This is a genomic window from Pedobacter sp. CAN_A7 (assembly GCF_015752175.1).
Lineage (GTDB): Bacteria > Bacteroidota > Bacteroidia > Sphingobacteriales > Sphingobacteriaceae > Pedobacter.
Genome location: NZ_JADOUW010000002.1, coordinates 313,257 through 329,108 on the forward strand (window position 1 = coordinate 313,257; position 15,852 = coordinate 329,108).

At 42.0% G+C, this 15,852-nt stretch carries 8 protein-coding genes; 1 reads left to right on the forward strand and 7 read right to left on the reverse strand.

Features of this window, described 5'->3' with window-relative positions:
• Window positions 1–15: 15 nt before the first annotated feature.
• Both IWX76_RS07540 and IWX76_RS07545 read right to left on the reverse strand, forming a co-directional pair.
• Window positions 16–684 (reverse strand): response regulator, encoded by a 669-nt coding sequence (locus IWX76_RS07540; protein WP_334641461.1) that lies wholly within the window; start codon window positions 682–684, stop codon window positions 16–18.
• An 8-nt stretch (window positions 685–692) separates the two neighbouring features.
• The gene (locus tag IWX76_RS07545) at window positions 693–2,129 is read right to left on the reverse strand and encodes a tetratricopeptide repeat-containing sensor histidine kinase (RefSeq protein WP_196859297.1); all 1,437 of its coding nucleotides are present in this window, start codon (window positions 2,127–2,129) and stop codon (window positions 693–695) included.
• A 422-nt stretch (window positions 2,130–2,551) separates the two neighbouring features.
• Here IWX76_RS07545 and abc-f point away from each other — a divergent pair, with 422 nt between their 5' ends.
• The gene (gene abc-f, locus IWX76_RS07550; protein ID WP_196859298.1) at window positions 2,552–4,150 is read left to right on the forward strand and encodes a ribosomal protection-like ABC-F family protein; all 1,599 of its coding nucleotides are present in this window, start codon (window positions 2,552–2,554) and stop codon (window positions 4,148–4,150) included.
• An 85-nt stretch (window positions 4,151–4,235) separates the two neighbouring features.
• Here the strand turns inward: abc-f and IWX76_RS07555 are convergent, their stop codons facing one another.
• The 5 genes from IWX76_RS07555 to IWX76_RS07575 form a co-directional block, all read right to left on the reverse strand.
• Complete coding sequence (locus IWX76_RS07555; RefSeq protein WP_196859299.1) at window positions 4,236–5,372, reverse strand: efflux RND transporter periplasmic adaptor subunit; 1,137 nt, start codon at window positions 5,370–5,372, stop codon at window positions 4,236–4,238.
• Window position 5,373: 1 nt separating this feature from the next.
• The gene (locus tag IWX76_RS07560) at window positions 5,374–9,711 is read right to left on the reverse strand and encodes a CusA/CzcA family heavy metal efflux RND transporter (protein ID WP_196859300.1); all 4,338 of its coding nucleotides are present in this window, start codon (window positions 9,709–9,711) and stop codon (window positions 5,374–5,376) included.
• Between the two features lie 62 nt (window positions 9,712–9,773).
• Window positions 9,774–10,169, reverse strand: a complete 396-nt coding sequence (locus tag IWX76_RS07565) for a hypothetical protein (protein WP_196859301.1) — start codon at window positions 10,167–10,169, stop codon at window positions 9,774–9,776.
• 464 nt (window positions 10,170–10,633) lie between these two features.
• The gene (locus IWX76_RS07570; protein ID WP_196859302.1) at window positions 10,634–11,482 is read right to left on the reverse strand and encodes a PfkB family carbohydrate kinase; all 849 of its coding nucleotides are present in this window, start codon (window positions 11,480–11,482) and stop codon (window positions 10,634–10,636) included.
• 34 nt (window positions 11,483–11,516) lie between these two features.
• Window positions 11,517–15,743, reverse strand: a complete 4,227-nt coding sequence (locus IWX76_RS07575) for a two-component regulator propeller domain-containing protein (protein ID WP_196859303.1) — start codon at window positions 15,741–15,743, stop codon at window positions 11,517–11,519.
• Window positions 15,744–15,852 lie beyond the last annotated feature (109 nt).

Here is a 15,852-nt window from a genome sequence, read left to right on the forward strand (position 1 = left end):
GGGAAACCGTAATGCTTAAATAATGCCGAAATCTTTGCAATAGGCTACTAATTGCTCATTTTTAGTGAATTCCAGTACCTCTTTCATCAGGTTCAGGCGCTTTTCTACACTGCTTAAACCTGAAGGCTTGATGTTATTTTGTTGGAGGTAAATAGGAATGTCTTTTTGCAAGGTGCCCTGTGATAATTGAGAAATAATAGTAATATCGAATGCTGAAAATTCATACGCGTTCTTTTGCTTTATGATAGGTTTCAAGTTGGCAGACAGGTAAGTTTTATTCTTTGATATGGCTTCGATGCCCAACTTCAAGTCTTTGGCATCGTTTCTTGCTTTGCGAACATATGCATTGATACCAAGATCTTTAAAAAGTAAATCAATTACTGCCCCTTTATTCTCCGCAGAAAAAACAAGTATTTTAATGTGGGGCTGTATCGCTTTAACCGCGCTAATCAATGCTACGCCACCGCTAAGCACCTGTTTCCGGTGATCTTCTTCAAAGGAAAGGTCTGTGATCAGTAAATCAAAAGGCTGCTCACTGCCAACGCTCTTTTTAATCTGCAAGTAGGCATCATCACAATAATAGGTGTATTCGGTTTGAGCGATGCCCAATTCGTCCAGCGTTTTCCTAACAGAAATACTGGTCATTTCGTGGTCCTCTGCAATTAATACTCTTTTGAACATCATGGATAAGATTAGGATAGCGGAAATGAGAACTGGATTCTCATTCCTTTTTCTGCTTTTGTGTCAAAGGTAATGGCTCCTTTTATGCTATCTATACGGTTTCCCGTATTCCGCAGGCCGTTGTTAAACCTAGTCGTTTCATTCATGCCCACCCCATTGTCAGTATAATACACATAAATCAGATTTTCCTTTTGCTCAAATCTTACTGCAACATTAGTCGCCTTGCTGTGTTTTTTCATGTTGACCAGCAGTTCCTGCAGGATGTGGTCTACCTCATACTTTACACTTGCATTCACTTTTTCCCACAAATCAGCTGCATTCCCAGCGATAAGTATTTTTGTGTTTTCTGTGGCAAAAGAGGTGAGGAGTTCTGATACTTTCTGATGGAAAGCCGTAGTAATCTGCTCGTCGTCCTCATAGGAGATGTCCCTCGATTTCTCATAAAGTGCCTCTATCTTATCCAACATACGATCTTTATTCACATGTTCCTGGTTTTCCATCTCCGTCATAACACGATATAAGCCGTTGGCCACCACATCATGTACTCTTTTTGATGTTTTAAGTTTACTTTCCCGAATCGCATGTTGTGCATCTGCTTCTAACTTTCGCTTTCTTTTTTTATACCAGAAAACACTTAACAGCAATATTAATAATGTACTGGCCAGAATTGCAATCAACTGGTATCTTCTCTCCGTATTCTCTTGTTGCAATAGCAGGTTATCTGCTTTATGTTTTTCCGTTTCGTATCGGATAATTGCAAATTGGTTCTTTGCTGCATTCCGAGCAGTTTGCAAACTATCGCCTAGCTTTTGGTAAATTTCAAAGTTTGTTTTGGCGGCTATATTTGGACCTAACTTAATTAGCTTTTTAAGTGCAGTGAGCCGATCGTTTGCACTATTCAGCATAGTTGCTCCATCATACATTTTGTTAGCATAATGTAGTGCCGAATCTGGTTGGCTTTTGCTATAATATTCCATCAAGTGAGAATAACTGGCATTTTGGCCCCATAAATCCTTTTGTTCTTCGCGAATGGACAGCGCTTTTAACAATTCAGGGGCAGCCTTGTAACTAGGGTCTTGTAGCCATTTAGTGTACGCGTAATTATCAATGACCTTAGTTAGCAATGACGTGTTGTTTTTGACTGTATCGTTGGCAAGCAGCTTTTGGTAGATGGTTTTAGCCGTGTCGTAATTCTTGATCTTGAAATGCGCAACTGCAAGATTATTTTGAAACATGAGACTGTCACGATCATCATAGCTTATAGCCGTTGCTTTTTTATACCAGGTTATCGCATCCTTGTAGTTTTTTAAATCGTTTTTGTTTATCGCAATGGTATTATAAATTGTAGAAAGATAAGAGGTATTATCCCCCCTGAAATAAGGAAGTGATTTCACGGCAGATTCATCACTTCCGAAGTAATCACCCTGTATGGATTGGATTATTGCCATATTAAATAACGATTTTCCAATTATCAAACTATCAGCATTTGAGGAAATTACTTTACTGTAATAATAAAATGCGCTGTCGTAACGACTTTCATCAAAAAAGTCATAAGCCTTATCATAATTTAGTTTTGATAGCGGATCAGGTTGGCTATTTTCTTGTTTGGAACAGGAAAACAAGAAGCAAAGAAGTAGCAACGGGAACAGATTTTTCACCCAACTAAATTACTTGTTTTTAAAGTGAAAGCAGAAGAGATTTTTTTATGCTGCGCACTAACACCGACTTTGCCACTATGATTTAATTATTTTTGCTATTTTTGAATTCCATCAAACCACCTCATCAATGTAGGATATAATTTCTTTTTCTAAAATATAAACATAACCGATAACCTTGGTTCATGTAATTATTCATTTTTAATAAAGAAATTATGCTAAGTCTACAAGGGGTATCCTATACACACCCAAATAAAGATTTATTATTCTCATTTTTAAATCTAGTTCTCAATAAACACAATAAAGCGGCATTAATTGGCAACAATGGAGTAGGTAAGTCTACCCTTTTAAAACTTATAGAGGGAGATTTACTTCCTTCTGCCGGATCGGTATGGACTGAATCCAAGCCATATTATATTCCCCAACTCTTTGGTCAATATGATGGGTATACCATTGCCAAAGTACTACAAGTAAACGACAAATTAAATGCACTAAACCAAATTTTGGAAGGCCATGCTACCATTGAAAACATGGATTTACTTAACAATGATTGGACAATTGAAGCGCGATGTAAGGAAGCGCTTTGCCATTGGAATCTAGAGGAGATAAATTTAAACCAAAAAATGGAAAGCTTAAGTGGTGGCCAGAAAACTTGCGTATTCCTTGCTGGAATCGAAATCCATCAACCTGAAATTGTACTCATGGATGAGCCAACAAACCATTTAGATATGTGGAGCCGAAACCAATTGTATCATTATATTAAAAACACCAGGCATACCCTATTGGTGGTTAGCCATGATCGGAATTTGCTAAATCTTCTGGACCATGTTTATGAACTAGATAAACAGGGAATAACGCTATATGGCGGGAATTATGATTTTTATGTTGAGCAGAAAAGGCGAGAAACGGAAGCATTAAATCAAACCGTAAAAAGTAAAGAGAAATCACTTCGTAAAGCCATAGATATAGAACGGGAATCAATGGAACGGCAACAGAAATTGGATGCCAGAGGTAAGAGAAAACAGGAAAACGCTGGGATGCCGACTATTGTAATGAAAGCATTAAAAAACAGTGCGGAAAGAAGTACAGCTAAGTTAAAAGGTATACATGCAGAGAAACTGGATCATTTTTCAAAAGAACTAACTCAATTGCGTATGGCCTTACCGGAACGGGATAAAATGAAAATGGATTTTACAAATTCGGGTCTTCATAAAGGCAAATTATTAATTAATGCAAAAGAGGTCAACTTTGGGTATCATGGAAAACTTCTTTGGGATAAAAATTTAGATTTCCAGCTTAGGAGCGGAGAACGTCTTGCACTCAAAGGAAAAAATGGCGTAGGTAAAACAACCATAATAAAATTAATTTTGGGTGATCTCGAGCCAAGTAGAGGAAGCTTAGAACGGATGTCTTTAAGGGCTGTATATATTGATCAAAATTACTCCTTAGTAGATAGTTGCCTGACTGTGTATGAACGGATGCAGCAGTTTAATACAGGCGAATTACATGAACATGAAATCAAAACCCGCTTAAATAGATTTCTGTTTACAATGGCAGATTGGGATAAGCCTTGCCAGGTACTTAGTGGTGGTGAAAAAATGCGATTAACTCTTTGTGCTTTAACCATAAGTCAACAATCACCCGATTTCATTATACTTGATGAGCCAACCAATAATTTGGATATTCAGAATACAGAGATCCTTACCAATGCTATAAATGAGTATCAGGGAACATTACTTGTTGTGTCTCATGATGAGTATTTTTTACAACAGATAAAGATGGAAAGAAACATAGAACTTTTTAGTTCCATTTAAACTCACAATCTTATTAAATACAACGCCCGCTATCAAACATGTTGTTTGATAGCGGGCGCTTTTAGTTATAAATGCTTTTCAAATTTTACTCTTCCACCGTGTTTTTTAACTTCATCAGTAAAGAATAAGCACCTTTCACCACCATCTTTTTCCCTTTCAAGCTTTCCTCTACTGCACTAAAACCTTCCTCCGTTTTCCCTTTTTTAACCTCCGTCATCTGGTAAGTATTCTTGCCAGTTTCCACAAAAACATAATCCCTGTTTTCAAAATTAACGATGGCCTCATTAGGCAAAGCGTCCTGTTCCACGCTATTTAATTCCACCTCAGCATTCATATACATGCCCGGCACCAAACTTTTATCGTAATCTTCAAAATGACAATGGACCTCCGTATTTCTTTCACTGTTTAATGAATGGCTCACTAATATCACTTCCGTTCTGTATTTTTTCTGCGGATTTGCATTGCTAAACGCCATCACCCGCTGTCCGATCCCAATTTTTGGAAGGTCTTTCTCGAAAACGATCATACTTAAATGGATATCGCTTGGGTTTACCAACTCGAAAATTACATCAGAAGGGGTAACATATTTACCAATATTTACATTCACTTTACTCACAAATCCATCGATGGGCGAATACACATTAATGGTTCGGCCAATGTTGTTTTCATTCAGCTTTCCTGGGTTAAGGCCAATCAACCTCAGCTTTTCGGCCAGCCCCTTGCTTTCAATATTAAGGTTGCGGTATTCATTTTCTGCCTGTTGCAATACTTTGTCGCTACTCGCTTTCGACTGGTTCAACGCTTTTTGCCTGTCATATTCTTTGCTGGCGTAGCTAAGCTTGTTTTTCGCACTCAGGTATTCCTGCTGCAATTGTATGTATTGCGCATCCTCAAAAACACCCAGCAGCTGCCCTTTTTTTACCTGTGTACCCGGTAGCATCTTCGTAAATTTTAAGTAACCACCCAGTGGGATGCTGATCGAAACAAGGTTTTGTGGCGGCACATCAATTTGTCCGCTTAACTTCAGGATACTGCTCATTTTCCGGGGTTTTACTTCCTCAAGCTGAAGGTTAATTTGTTTGGCCTGTTCAGGACTTAGCTGTACCAGAGTCTCATCAGCAGTTGCCGGAATATTTTTAGCTACAGGTTTAGCGTCTGTACCGCAGCCATAAACAGCCACGCAAATAAGTAACGTATATAAGGTGTTAATGCAAAATTTCATATTAGTTCGATAAAAGATAATTCAATTGTATCATACTGTTGTTCAGTTCATTCACTGCGTTAAAATAATCCATCCTTAGCGATAGGGCCTGCTGGTTAAGTACCGTCCACTCCAGGTAGTTAATTTCACCCTGACCAAGCTGTTTTTTTAGCGTCTGTGTCATGGTCACTGCATTTTTTAAGGCAAGGCTTTCAAAATCATGTACCATGGCGGCATTGGTCTGGTAAGCTTGCCAGGCACTCTCCAATTCAGCTTTTAGCTGCTTTGTTGCCCATTCGGTTTCATTGTTGCTAATCATTCGGGCGGTTTTTGAAGACCTGATTTTCGCTTGCTGTGCACCAGAAAATACCGGTATTTCCAATCCGAACAGGAAAGAATGGAATCGTGAACCCCGGTCGAAATTAATTCCATCCTGTATGCTCATGTTTCGATATCCCAGACTGATTTCTGGAAGTAACTTCGATTTTTCTACCCTAATGGCCGCATCGGCGACTTTTTCCTGCTGCTGGTAAGCTTTTAATAAGGGGTGATTATTCAATAACTGGCGGTCTAATACGGGAGCCTGCACTTTAAAATCTGCCGATACGGGCTGCCTCGGTACAGCGCTGTTTGTTAATAACATCAATTGTTGCTGCAACTTATTCTCTTCTTTGTCCAGCACTTTCATCTGGTTCCCTACCTGGATGAGTTGGTTTTCGGCACTCGCGTGCTCCAGGTTATTGGTTTCGCCTGATTTAAACCTCAATGTTGCAATCCGTAAAAACTCCCGGTAGGTGCTGTCTAATGATTTCAATAGCTGCATTTTCTGTTGCGTAACCAATAAAGCATAAAATACAGTGCTGGTGTTTTTGCGAATCACCGCTTGCTGCAAATCCACATTAATTAGTGCCGATTGGTGCTCCTCCGCCAGTTTATCTTTTTGCCTGCGGTATACTGCCGGAAGGCTCAGCTTTTGGCTTACGCCAAAAGCATTATCCACCAGGGAGCTGTTGAATTTTCCGTATTCACCCGTTAAACTGGTCTTCTGTAGGTCCGCCCCCGTATTAATCCGCTCTTGTGCTTCCATCGCTTTTAAGCGTTCATTTTTAAGGAGCAGGTTGCCTTTCATGGCGCTATCCAATGCTTCTTCTAAACCTATTGTTGTTTGGGCATTTGCCGGAAGCGCAGCCAGGCTCATTAGCATAAAGACCAGGCTGGCCATCACTTTTTTAGGCTTCACCTTTTTAATTCCTTTTTCAAAACTGATGTATAAAATAGGAAGCACAAAAAGGGTAAGCAAGGTAGCAATCATCAATCCGCCAATAACCACCGTTGCCAGTGGCCGTTGTACCGATGCACCCGCGCCGTTGCTTAATGCCATAGGTAAAAACCCTAAAGAGGCCACAAAGGCGGTCATCAACACAGGCCTGAGTCGGGTAATGGTACCCTGTACAACAACTGTTTTCATATCTGTTTCTCCTGTTTTTTTAATGCGGTTAAATTCGGCCACCAGTACAATACCGTTGAGCACGGCAATACCAAAGAGGGCAATGAAACCTACGCCAGCACTGATGCTAAAGGGCATACCCCTTAAAGCCAATAAAAAGATGCCGCCAATGGCCGATAATGGAATGGCCGTGTAGATTAGTAAACCATATTTGATGGAGTCGAAAGCGAAATAGAGCAAAAGGAAAATCAGCACCAGGGATACCGGTACGGCGACGGACAAACGTGACTTCGCTTCATTTAGGTTTTCAAAGGATCCTCCATAACTGATGGTATAGCCAGCTGGCAACTTAATTTGTTGTTCCACTTTTTCCTGGACTTCGTTAACAATGCTTTCCACATCGCGGTTGCTTACGTTAAATCCAACCAGGATGCGTCTCTTGGTATCTTCACGTTGAATCTGGCTGGGGCTGTCCACCAATGATACCATTGCAACCTGGTGTAAAGGGATCTGAACCCCTGTAGGAGTGGGAATAAGCAGGTTCTGTACATCACTGATATCGGTACGTTGCGCCTGTTGAAGCCTTACCACCAGCTCAAAGCGTTTTTCGCCCTCAAACACGGTTCCTGTGCTCTGCCCGGCAAAAGCGGCGTTAATATTTTTATTGATATCCGCTACATTAAGGCCATATTGGGCAATAGCCTGTCGATTATACTTAATCACAATCTGTGGGGTGCCCGTAATCTGTTCTACATAAAGCTCCGTAGCGCCCTCCACCTTGCGAACCAGCTCCCCAATCTTTTTGGCATAAACACCCAACGTATCAAAGTCTTCACCAAATAGCTTGACCACCACATCCTGGCGTGCACCTGTCATCAGCTCGTTAAATCGCATCTGTACCGGAAACTGAAAGCTGGTGGTTACACCTGGCACCTCAGCTGCGGCTTTGCTCATCTTTTCTGATAGCTCATCAAATGATTTGGCCGACGTCCATTCGTTTTTCTTCTTCAGGTTAATGATCATATCACCCATGTCCATGGGTAATGGTTCCGTGGGCACCTCACTACTGCCTATTTTTGTCACAATGTTTTCCACCTCCGGAAACCTGGATTTAAGGATAGCCGATACTTTTTGAACATTCTCAATGGTGGTGTTCAAACTGCTACCCGACAGTACGCGAGTTTCTACGGCATAGTCACCTTCTTCAATAGAGGGGATAAATTCTCCGCCCATGCGGCTCAGTAGAAATACAGCAAAAATAAATAGGGTTACTACTAAGGCTATAATCGCTTTTGGAATTAATAAGGCACGCTGCAACAGCTTGCGATAGCCATGCTCCACCTTCTCCATCAAGCGGTCTGAGATCGTTTTCTTCACACTGATTTTCTTGCTTAACACCAGGCTGCTCATCATCGGAATATAGGTGAGCGATAGGATAAATGCCCCTAATAAAGCAAAAGCAACCGTTTGTGCCATGGGTTTAAACATTTTTCCTTCTATGCCTTCCAGGCTAAAAATGGGCAGGTATACAATCAGGATAATGATTTGGCCAAATACAGCACTGTTCATCATTTTTGAAGAAGCGCTTTTCACTTCCGTATCCATGTCTTTCTGACTCAGCATGGTCAGTCCTGCAAACCTTTTGCTATGACCTAGCTGGTGCATAATAGCCTCTACAATAATGACAGCCCCATCTACAATCAATCCGAAATCTAAGGCACCAAGGCTCATCAGGTTACCGCTTACGCCAAAGAGATTCATCATGATAATGGCAAACAACATAGAAAGGGGAATTACCGAGGCTACCAATAAGCCTGCACGCATGTTGCCCAGAAACAAAACCAACACAAACACCACAATCAGGGCACCTTCCAGTAAATTGGTCTGCACGGTGCTAATGGCGTTGCTTACCATGTCCGTCCGGTCTAGGAAAGGTTCAATTTCCACGCCTTCAGGCAAAGTTTTCTGAATTTCCGCAATTTTTGATTTAATGCTTTCAATCACAACATTGCTGTTGGCGCCTTTAAGCATCATCACAATGGCACCGGAAACCTCTCCCTGATCGTTGTAAATCAGGGCGCCATAACGCGTTGCAGCACCAATTTTTACTTCCGCCACATCACGAATAAGCAGCGGTACGCCATTGCCGGTATTTTTGATGACCACATTTTCAATGTCATCTTTGTTCTCAATCAGTCCTTCACTTCTGATGTATAATACCGTCGATTGCTTTTCAATGTAAGAGCCGCCGGTGTTCTCATTATTACTTTCCAGGGCATTAAATACGTCGGAAATGGTAATGCCATAGGCCTGAAGTTTATTCGGGTTAATGGCTACTTCATATTGTTTAAGCTTGCCACCAAAACTGCTCACTTCTGCCACACCACGAACACCTAGCAACTGGCGCCTCACCATCCAATCCTGAATAGTGCGCAGCTCCGTCATGTCGAATTTGTCTTCATAACCCTTTTTTGGTTTCACCACATACTGGTAAATTTCGCCCAAACCTGTAGATATAGGCCCCATTTCAGGTTTTCCTATCCCATCAGGAATGTTCGCCTGAACGGTGGTCAGGCGTTCAGAAACCTGCTGCCGGGCCCAGTATATGTCAACATCGTCGTTAAAGACCAGCGTCACCAATGATAGTCCGAAGCGACTGTAACTTCTGATTTCATTCAGGCCAGCAATATTGCTGCTGGCTTGTTCTACGGGAAAGGTAACCAACCTTTCAATATCTGTGGCGCCATAAGAGGGCGCGGAGGTTATAATCTGTACCTGGTTATTGGTAATGTCTGGTACCGCATCTATAGGCAGTTTGGTCAGTTCAAAGGCGCCATAGATCACCAGCGCCAACGTAAATAGCGCAACAATGAGTTTATTCTTTACAGAAAACCCAATAATTTTATTCAGCATGAAAAATTGATTTGATTTATTCTAATACAATAAAAAAGCAGGGCATTAGGTGCCTGCTTGGTTTAAGAATAAATCGTTACTTTAGGGGGTTGCCAGATTTTGGCACCAGCTGCGTCAGGAATATAATGCCCGGTGTAAATAGAGGGGGTGAGCAGCAGTGTTTGTGATAATACGTTAATGGGATAGGCGTTGCCAGGCATAATATCCAGGCTAACTAAGCCACTGCCGCTTTTATCCATCGATTTAAATGGAAGCTGGCTATCGCGATCCTGATCAGCATCGGTATGGGGAACGCTGTTGTAGTGGTCCCATAGGTAATTGGTGAAAGTGATCTCCTGATTTAAGGTCTGGTGCTCAAAATAATGCTGAAACAGCACGGGCAGCTTGGCCAATTCCTGTAAACCAGTGGAAAAGACGAAAAGCGTGACGGCAATACATATGGTAGCGACCTTTTTCAATGAGGCAAAGATATTATTTTCTTGATGTTGCAAAGAAGTTTGGGGTAATTAGTAACCGGACGGCTGTTTTTATAAAGTCCTAAACGAAAATCGTATTTGCTTAATAGCAAAAAAACATTTAAATATACGTTTTTTAATGCTTTTAAATTAATGATCAGGATGGAAAATTACCTTTAAAAACCCTGCAACCCTTACTAGTATACGAAGAAAAGCTTGATATTGGGTACACGTAAGTCCGAGTTAAGTCCAACATAAGTCCAAGTTAGAACCATGTTTTTCCAGCAAATACTTGGATGTAATACGTATTCATCTGCTATTGAATATGGTTTCAGGTGTAGGTCATGTCAAGTTCAACCTTAATTTCTTTAAAGTAGAAAGGTGCGGGTACTGAAAACCCTGAATCAAGAAATTCATTTAAAAGGGGAATAGGGATTAGTAGCTGTAGGATCCGCTTCGCATAGCGATCAGCTGGAAAAAGGATCACCCTTAAACGGACCCGCGGCTTCCATTTTCTTGCTGGCTAAGGCGGCCGCAAATGTACCGGCCTGCTGCACGTCGGCGCCTTTGCAGCGCTGGTATAAATAACCTGCCATGTAGGTGTCGCCGCATCCGGTGGCATCCACAATAACCTGAGGTGGAAACGCAGGAATGGTGTAAAATATACCCTCGTAATAGATTAATGAGCCCTGGCTGCCATTGGTGATGATCACTTCCTTTACCCCCCAATCGGCTACCATTCTGGCGCCTTCCCGCACATCGGTGCATCCGGTCAATGCCGCCAGTTCGCCTTCATCAGTTTTCAGGATATCAACATATCGCAGCGCCTCAATTTTTTCAGGCCAATCTCTGGGATATACTTTCTGGTCAATCACTTCCCTGAGGTAGCCTTGTGCATCCAGACTTATTTTGCCTTTTGCGGCTAAACTTTTGATCAGCCCTACGGAGATGTCATCGGGTAATAACGGACCGAGGTGAAATAGTTTTGCCTGTATGGGCAGCAGGAATGCTTCGCTAAATGGATCGGCTAGTTGTAAAACATTTTGTGTGCGATAATCCTGGTTTTCGCTGTAGATGTTCTCAAAGTTAACCGTATGCGAACTTTGTTGTACCACCACTTCTATCCCATGGTCGCGCAGTTCGGTTACGTAGTTCATTTCCTCTAATGCAAGGGCAGTAACCAGAAGATAATTTACATCAAGTTTACAAAACGGAAAAGAAAAATAATAAGCCGTACCTCCGGGCATGTACATCGTTGAACTTGTGGTCACTACTTTGTCGGCCGTAAGGTGCCCTATACAACAGATATCGATCATTTTAGAATATATTCTGCAAGTTAATATTTAGAATTTATAATTTCTGCAGCCCCTGGTGCCCCAATACCAGGAATTTGGTAAGTAACTCCATTTTAAAAGGCTTGGAAATGTACTGGTCCATACCCGCCTGCTGGCAATTTTCCTCATCTTCAGTCATGGCATTTGCAGTCATCGCAATGATATATGGCTGCGGCAGGTTTAAGTTAGCCCTAATACTCCGGGTGGTTTCCAGTCCGTCTAGCTTAGGCATCTGAATATCCATTAATATCACATCGCAAGTGTTGGCGGCCAGGTAAGTCAACACCTCTTCGCCGTTTTCTACTAGTACAGGCTCATACCCTAGTTTATTCAGAACCCGAAGGATCAGCTTCTGGTTAATCAGGTTGTCTTCAGCTACCAAAATGGTTAAAGGATAATTTTTAGCGAATTCCTCGCTGATAACGTTTGCAGGTTTTTCTGCATAAACCACGGGCTGCGCCTGGTGTTTAAGTTCTGCCTGAATGGCCTGATTTAAATAACTGCGCTTCACCGGTTTGGTTAAAGTCGCATTAAATAAATGGGGATGGCTGTTGCGTGTGGTATCATCGACTGAGCTAAGCAGGATGATAGCTAACTGCGGGTAATCGGCCTTTATGAATTCACTTAAACCAATACCATCCATATCGGGCATCAGCATATCGGTAATCACCAGGTCTACCAGTAAACCTTGTTTGAGCATGGAAAGGGCTTCAGCACCCGAGCGGGCAAGAAAGGCTTCCAGCCCCCAGTAAGCCAGCTGTGCATCCAGTACTTTAAGGTTGGTTTCGTTGTCATCAACAATTAAAATACGTTTACCACTAACATTGGGGAGGCGACTGGCTTCAATGCGTTCCTGTGCAGGAATTTCGCAAGGAATAGAAAAACTAAACACGGTGCCTTTTCCTTCTGTACTGACCACGTTAATATGGCCACCCATTAATTTGATCAGCCTTTCACTAATGGCCAATCCTAGTCCGGTGCCCCCATATTTACGGGTGGTGGAGGAATCTAACTGCGAAAAAGGTTTAAATAAATTGGGCAGCTGCTCGGCAGAAATACCGATGCCGGTGTCAATCACTTCAAAAAACAAGGTGGCCACCATCTCCGTTTCCGTTGTCAGGGTTACATTTAGAAATACTTCGCCTTGCGGGGTAAATTTTATGGCATTGCCTGTAAGGTTGATTAGGATTTGTCGCAATCGCATGCTATCACTCATCAGAAGTTCAGGAATTCGGGGATCAAGCTGGTAAATGAGGTCGATCTTGGCTGCTGCTGCTGCAGGTCCAAAAAGGTCTAATACATCTTCAATACAGGTCCTGAGGTGGAAATCCTGCACATCAAGTTCCATTTTTCCGGATTCTATTTTAGAAAAATCGAGTATGCCATTGATGATGTTTAACAAGGCCTCGCCACTGTTAATAATGGTGCTGGCGTAATCGGCCTGTTCTGGCGTAAGCTTGGTGTCATTGAGCAGTGATGCCATGCCGATGACCCCATTCATGGGCGTACGAATTTCATGGCTCATGGTGGCCAGGAATACACTCTTTGCCTGGTTAGCCCGCTCGGCAGCTTCATGCGCCAGCTCTGCCTCCTCACGTGCTTTTTGTTCCTGAAAACGTTGCTGTTCCAGGTCCTCATTTAAACGTTGTAAAACTTCCGTCTGGTCCTGCAGTTCTTCCGACTGCATCTGGATTTCTTCTGCAGTAGCTTGAAGCTCCTCTGTCTGTTTTTGAATTTCTTCTGTACGTTCTTCCACTAACCGTTCCAAGACCAATTTTTGGGCCTCAATCTTCCTGATGCGCAGGAGGTAAATACCATAAAATGTCAGGCAGATCAGTACAGCTACAAGCGTTTTAAACCACCAGGTCATGTAAAAAGGGGGCATAATGTCTATGTGAATGGTAATGCCTTCCTCATTCCATATGCCATCATTGTTTGCGGCGATTACCTTGAAGGTGTAACTGCCGGGGTTGAGGTTGGTGTAAGTAGCTTTATTTAAAGTTCCCGTCTCATTCCAGCCTTCCTCAAAACCTTCCAACCTATAGGCATAACTGTTTTGTTCGGGGATGGTGAAGTCGAGTGCCGCAAAAGTAAAGGTAAGCACCGATTGTCGATGGTCTAATTTCAGTGTATCGCCATTGGCTAGCGCACCCTGCGACTGGTTAAAGAGCTGAAAGTCGGTAATAACTATAGGAGGAATGTTTTTGTTTTCCCGTATATCATGTGGGTAAATGACATTAAAGCCATTAATGCCACCCATGTAAAGACCGCCAGTACTGGATATAAAACCGGCATTAAGGTAATATTCTTTGTTTTGCAGGCCGTTCTGCAGACCAAAGTTTTTGAATTTTTGAGTTTTAGGGTGAAAACGACTTACGCCATTATTTGTGGTAAGCCACAGGAAACCTTGGGCATCTTCACTAATGCTGTTTATGGTATTACTCGGCAGGCCCTCGGCAGTGGTGAAGTGACTAAATGTGTTGCTGTTCGGATGGTATATATTCAGTCCGCCGCCAAGTGTGCCCACCCAAATGACACCATGCTGGTCTTCATGTATATTATAAACAATATCATTGGACAACTTACTGTTTAATTTATTGAGGTGACTGAAACTATTGGTTTTCGGATGATAGATGCTGATGCCGCCATTGTAGGTAGCAATCCAGATATCGCCGTTCCGGCGTTCATGAAAATCGCGGATCACATCATTGCTCACGCTATTGCTGTCCAATTCGTTATGTTTGTAAACCGTTATTTTCTGGGTAGCCAGGTCTAATACATTCACACCACCACCATTGGTGCCAATCCAGAGCTGGTTATTGCGGTCTTCCATTAAAGCAAAAACGTTGTTGTCGCTTAAGCGAAAAGCACCCCGGTTTTTGGTATAACTGCTAAATTTTCTTGTTGCCGTATTAAACAGGTTGAGTCCACCTTCATAGGTGCCCACCCATAGGTGCTGGGGTTTGTATTTACTTTTTAACAGCGTAATGACATGGTTGCTAGACAGGGATTGTGGGTTACCAGGCTCGTTGACGTAGCTTTTAAAAACCCTGGTTTTTTTGTCGAATAATTTGATTCCTGATCGGTCAAGGCCTATCCACATGTGATCCCGTCCGGCATCAGCAAAAGAACTGACAATCTTGTAAGGTTCGCCTTCCCGGTTTTCATTAAGCTGTTTGTCAAATAAAACCAGGTTTTTATCATACTTACTGATTCCTCCTAAATAGACAGAAACCCATAAAATGCCCACATTGTCTAAATATACTTTTCGAATAGAGCCCCTGGTTATACTAAATTTATCTTTAGGTGAATTTGTCAGGTGCTTGAAAGTATTTGTTGCCGGGTTATAAAGATCTAAGCCGTTCTCTGTGCCAATCCAAAGATTGCCATTTTTTAGGGCTGTAATAGTATAGGTGAGGTTATGGCTAAGGCTATTGGGGTCTTTAGGACTGTGGGTAAAAGTACTAAATGTGCCTGTTTCAGGGTTAAATTTTTGGATGCCATCACCTTTTGTCGACAGCCACAGGTTTCCGCGGCCATCATCGGCAATTGAATGGATGTAATTATTACTTGTTAAATTAGCTTTTGTACCTTTTTGATAGAAAGTGCTGAATTTGCGGGTATCAGCATCGTATAAGTTAAGTCCGAAACCAGTACCCACCCACATGCGTCCTTTGGTATCTTTTATGATGGTGGTAACATTGGCATGGCTGAGGCTTCCGGCTTGGTTTGGAATGGCCAATACCCGGGTTATTTTCCAGGTATCCATGTTTATGATGTTCAGGTTTTTATAGGTGCCTACCCAGAGGTTTCCCTTTGCATCTTCCTGTATAGCACCAACAAAATTGTCACTAAGCGTTTGTGGGTTGTTTGTGTCGCTATAGTAATTAATAAATTTATTCTTCTTCCGGTCGTAACGACTTAACCCTTCATTGGTGCCAACCCAAAGGTTTCCTCGTTTATCCTCATAAATCACATTAATGGAATTGCCCGATATACTGCCATGGTCGTGATGGTCTTTATGGAATATCGTGAATTTTTTGCCGTCGTATTTGTTCAACCCATCGCCGGTTGCAAACCACATATAACCCTCTTTATCTTTTAAAATCGAATAAACGCTATTTTGAGATAATCCGTTGTCGGTATTGATATAGGTAAATTTTGTTGGTGTTTGTCCATTAGCCTGGCGGTAGGTTAAATTACACGCAACAAGGAGGATCAGGTATATGGTTGCTTTACGCATGGACGGCATTCAGAAAAGTTTATACTGGTATAAAGCTAATCTAAATAAAATATCGATAATATCGTGTCAATTAATAAGTTGATACGAGGGGCAGCTTTGTCAGGTGGGC

Excerpts from the sequence above, each read along its gene's own strand:
- IWX76_RS07540 (WP_334641461.1), bottom strand. The coding sequence starts at position 684 with ATGATGTTCAAAAGAGTATTAATTGCAGAGGACCACGAAATGACCAGT.
- IWX76_RS07545 (WP_196859297.1), bottom strand. The coding sequence starts at position 2,129 with ATGGCAATAATCCAATCCATACAGGGTGATTACTTCGGAAGTGATGAA.
- abc-f (WP_196859298.1), top strand. The coding sequence starts at position 2,552 with ATGCTAAGTCTACAAGGGGTATCCTATACACACCCAAATAAAGATTTA.
- IWX76_RS07555 (WP_196859299.1), bottom strand. The coding sequence starts at position 5,372 with ATGAAATTTTGCATTAACACCTTATATACGTTACTTATTTGCGTGGCT.
- IWX76_RS07560 (WP_196859300.1), bottom strand. The coding sequence starts at position 9,711 with ATGCTGAATAAAATTATTGGGTTTTCTGTAAAGAATAAACTCATTGTT.
- IWX76_RS07570 (WP_196859302.1), bottom strand. The coding sequence starts at position 11,482 with ATGATCGATATCTGTTGTATAGGGCACCTTACGGCCGACAAAGTAGTG.
- IWX76_RS07575 (WP_196859303.1), bottom strand. The coding sequence starts at position 15,743 with ATGCGTAAAGCAACCATATACCTGATCCTCCTTGTTGCGTGTAATTTA.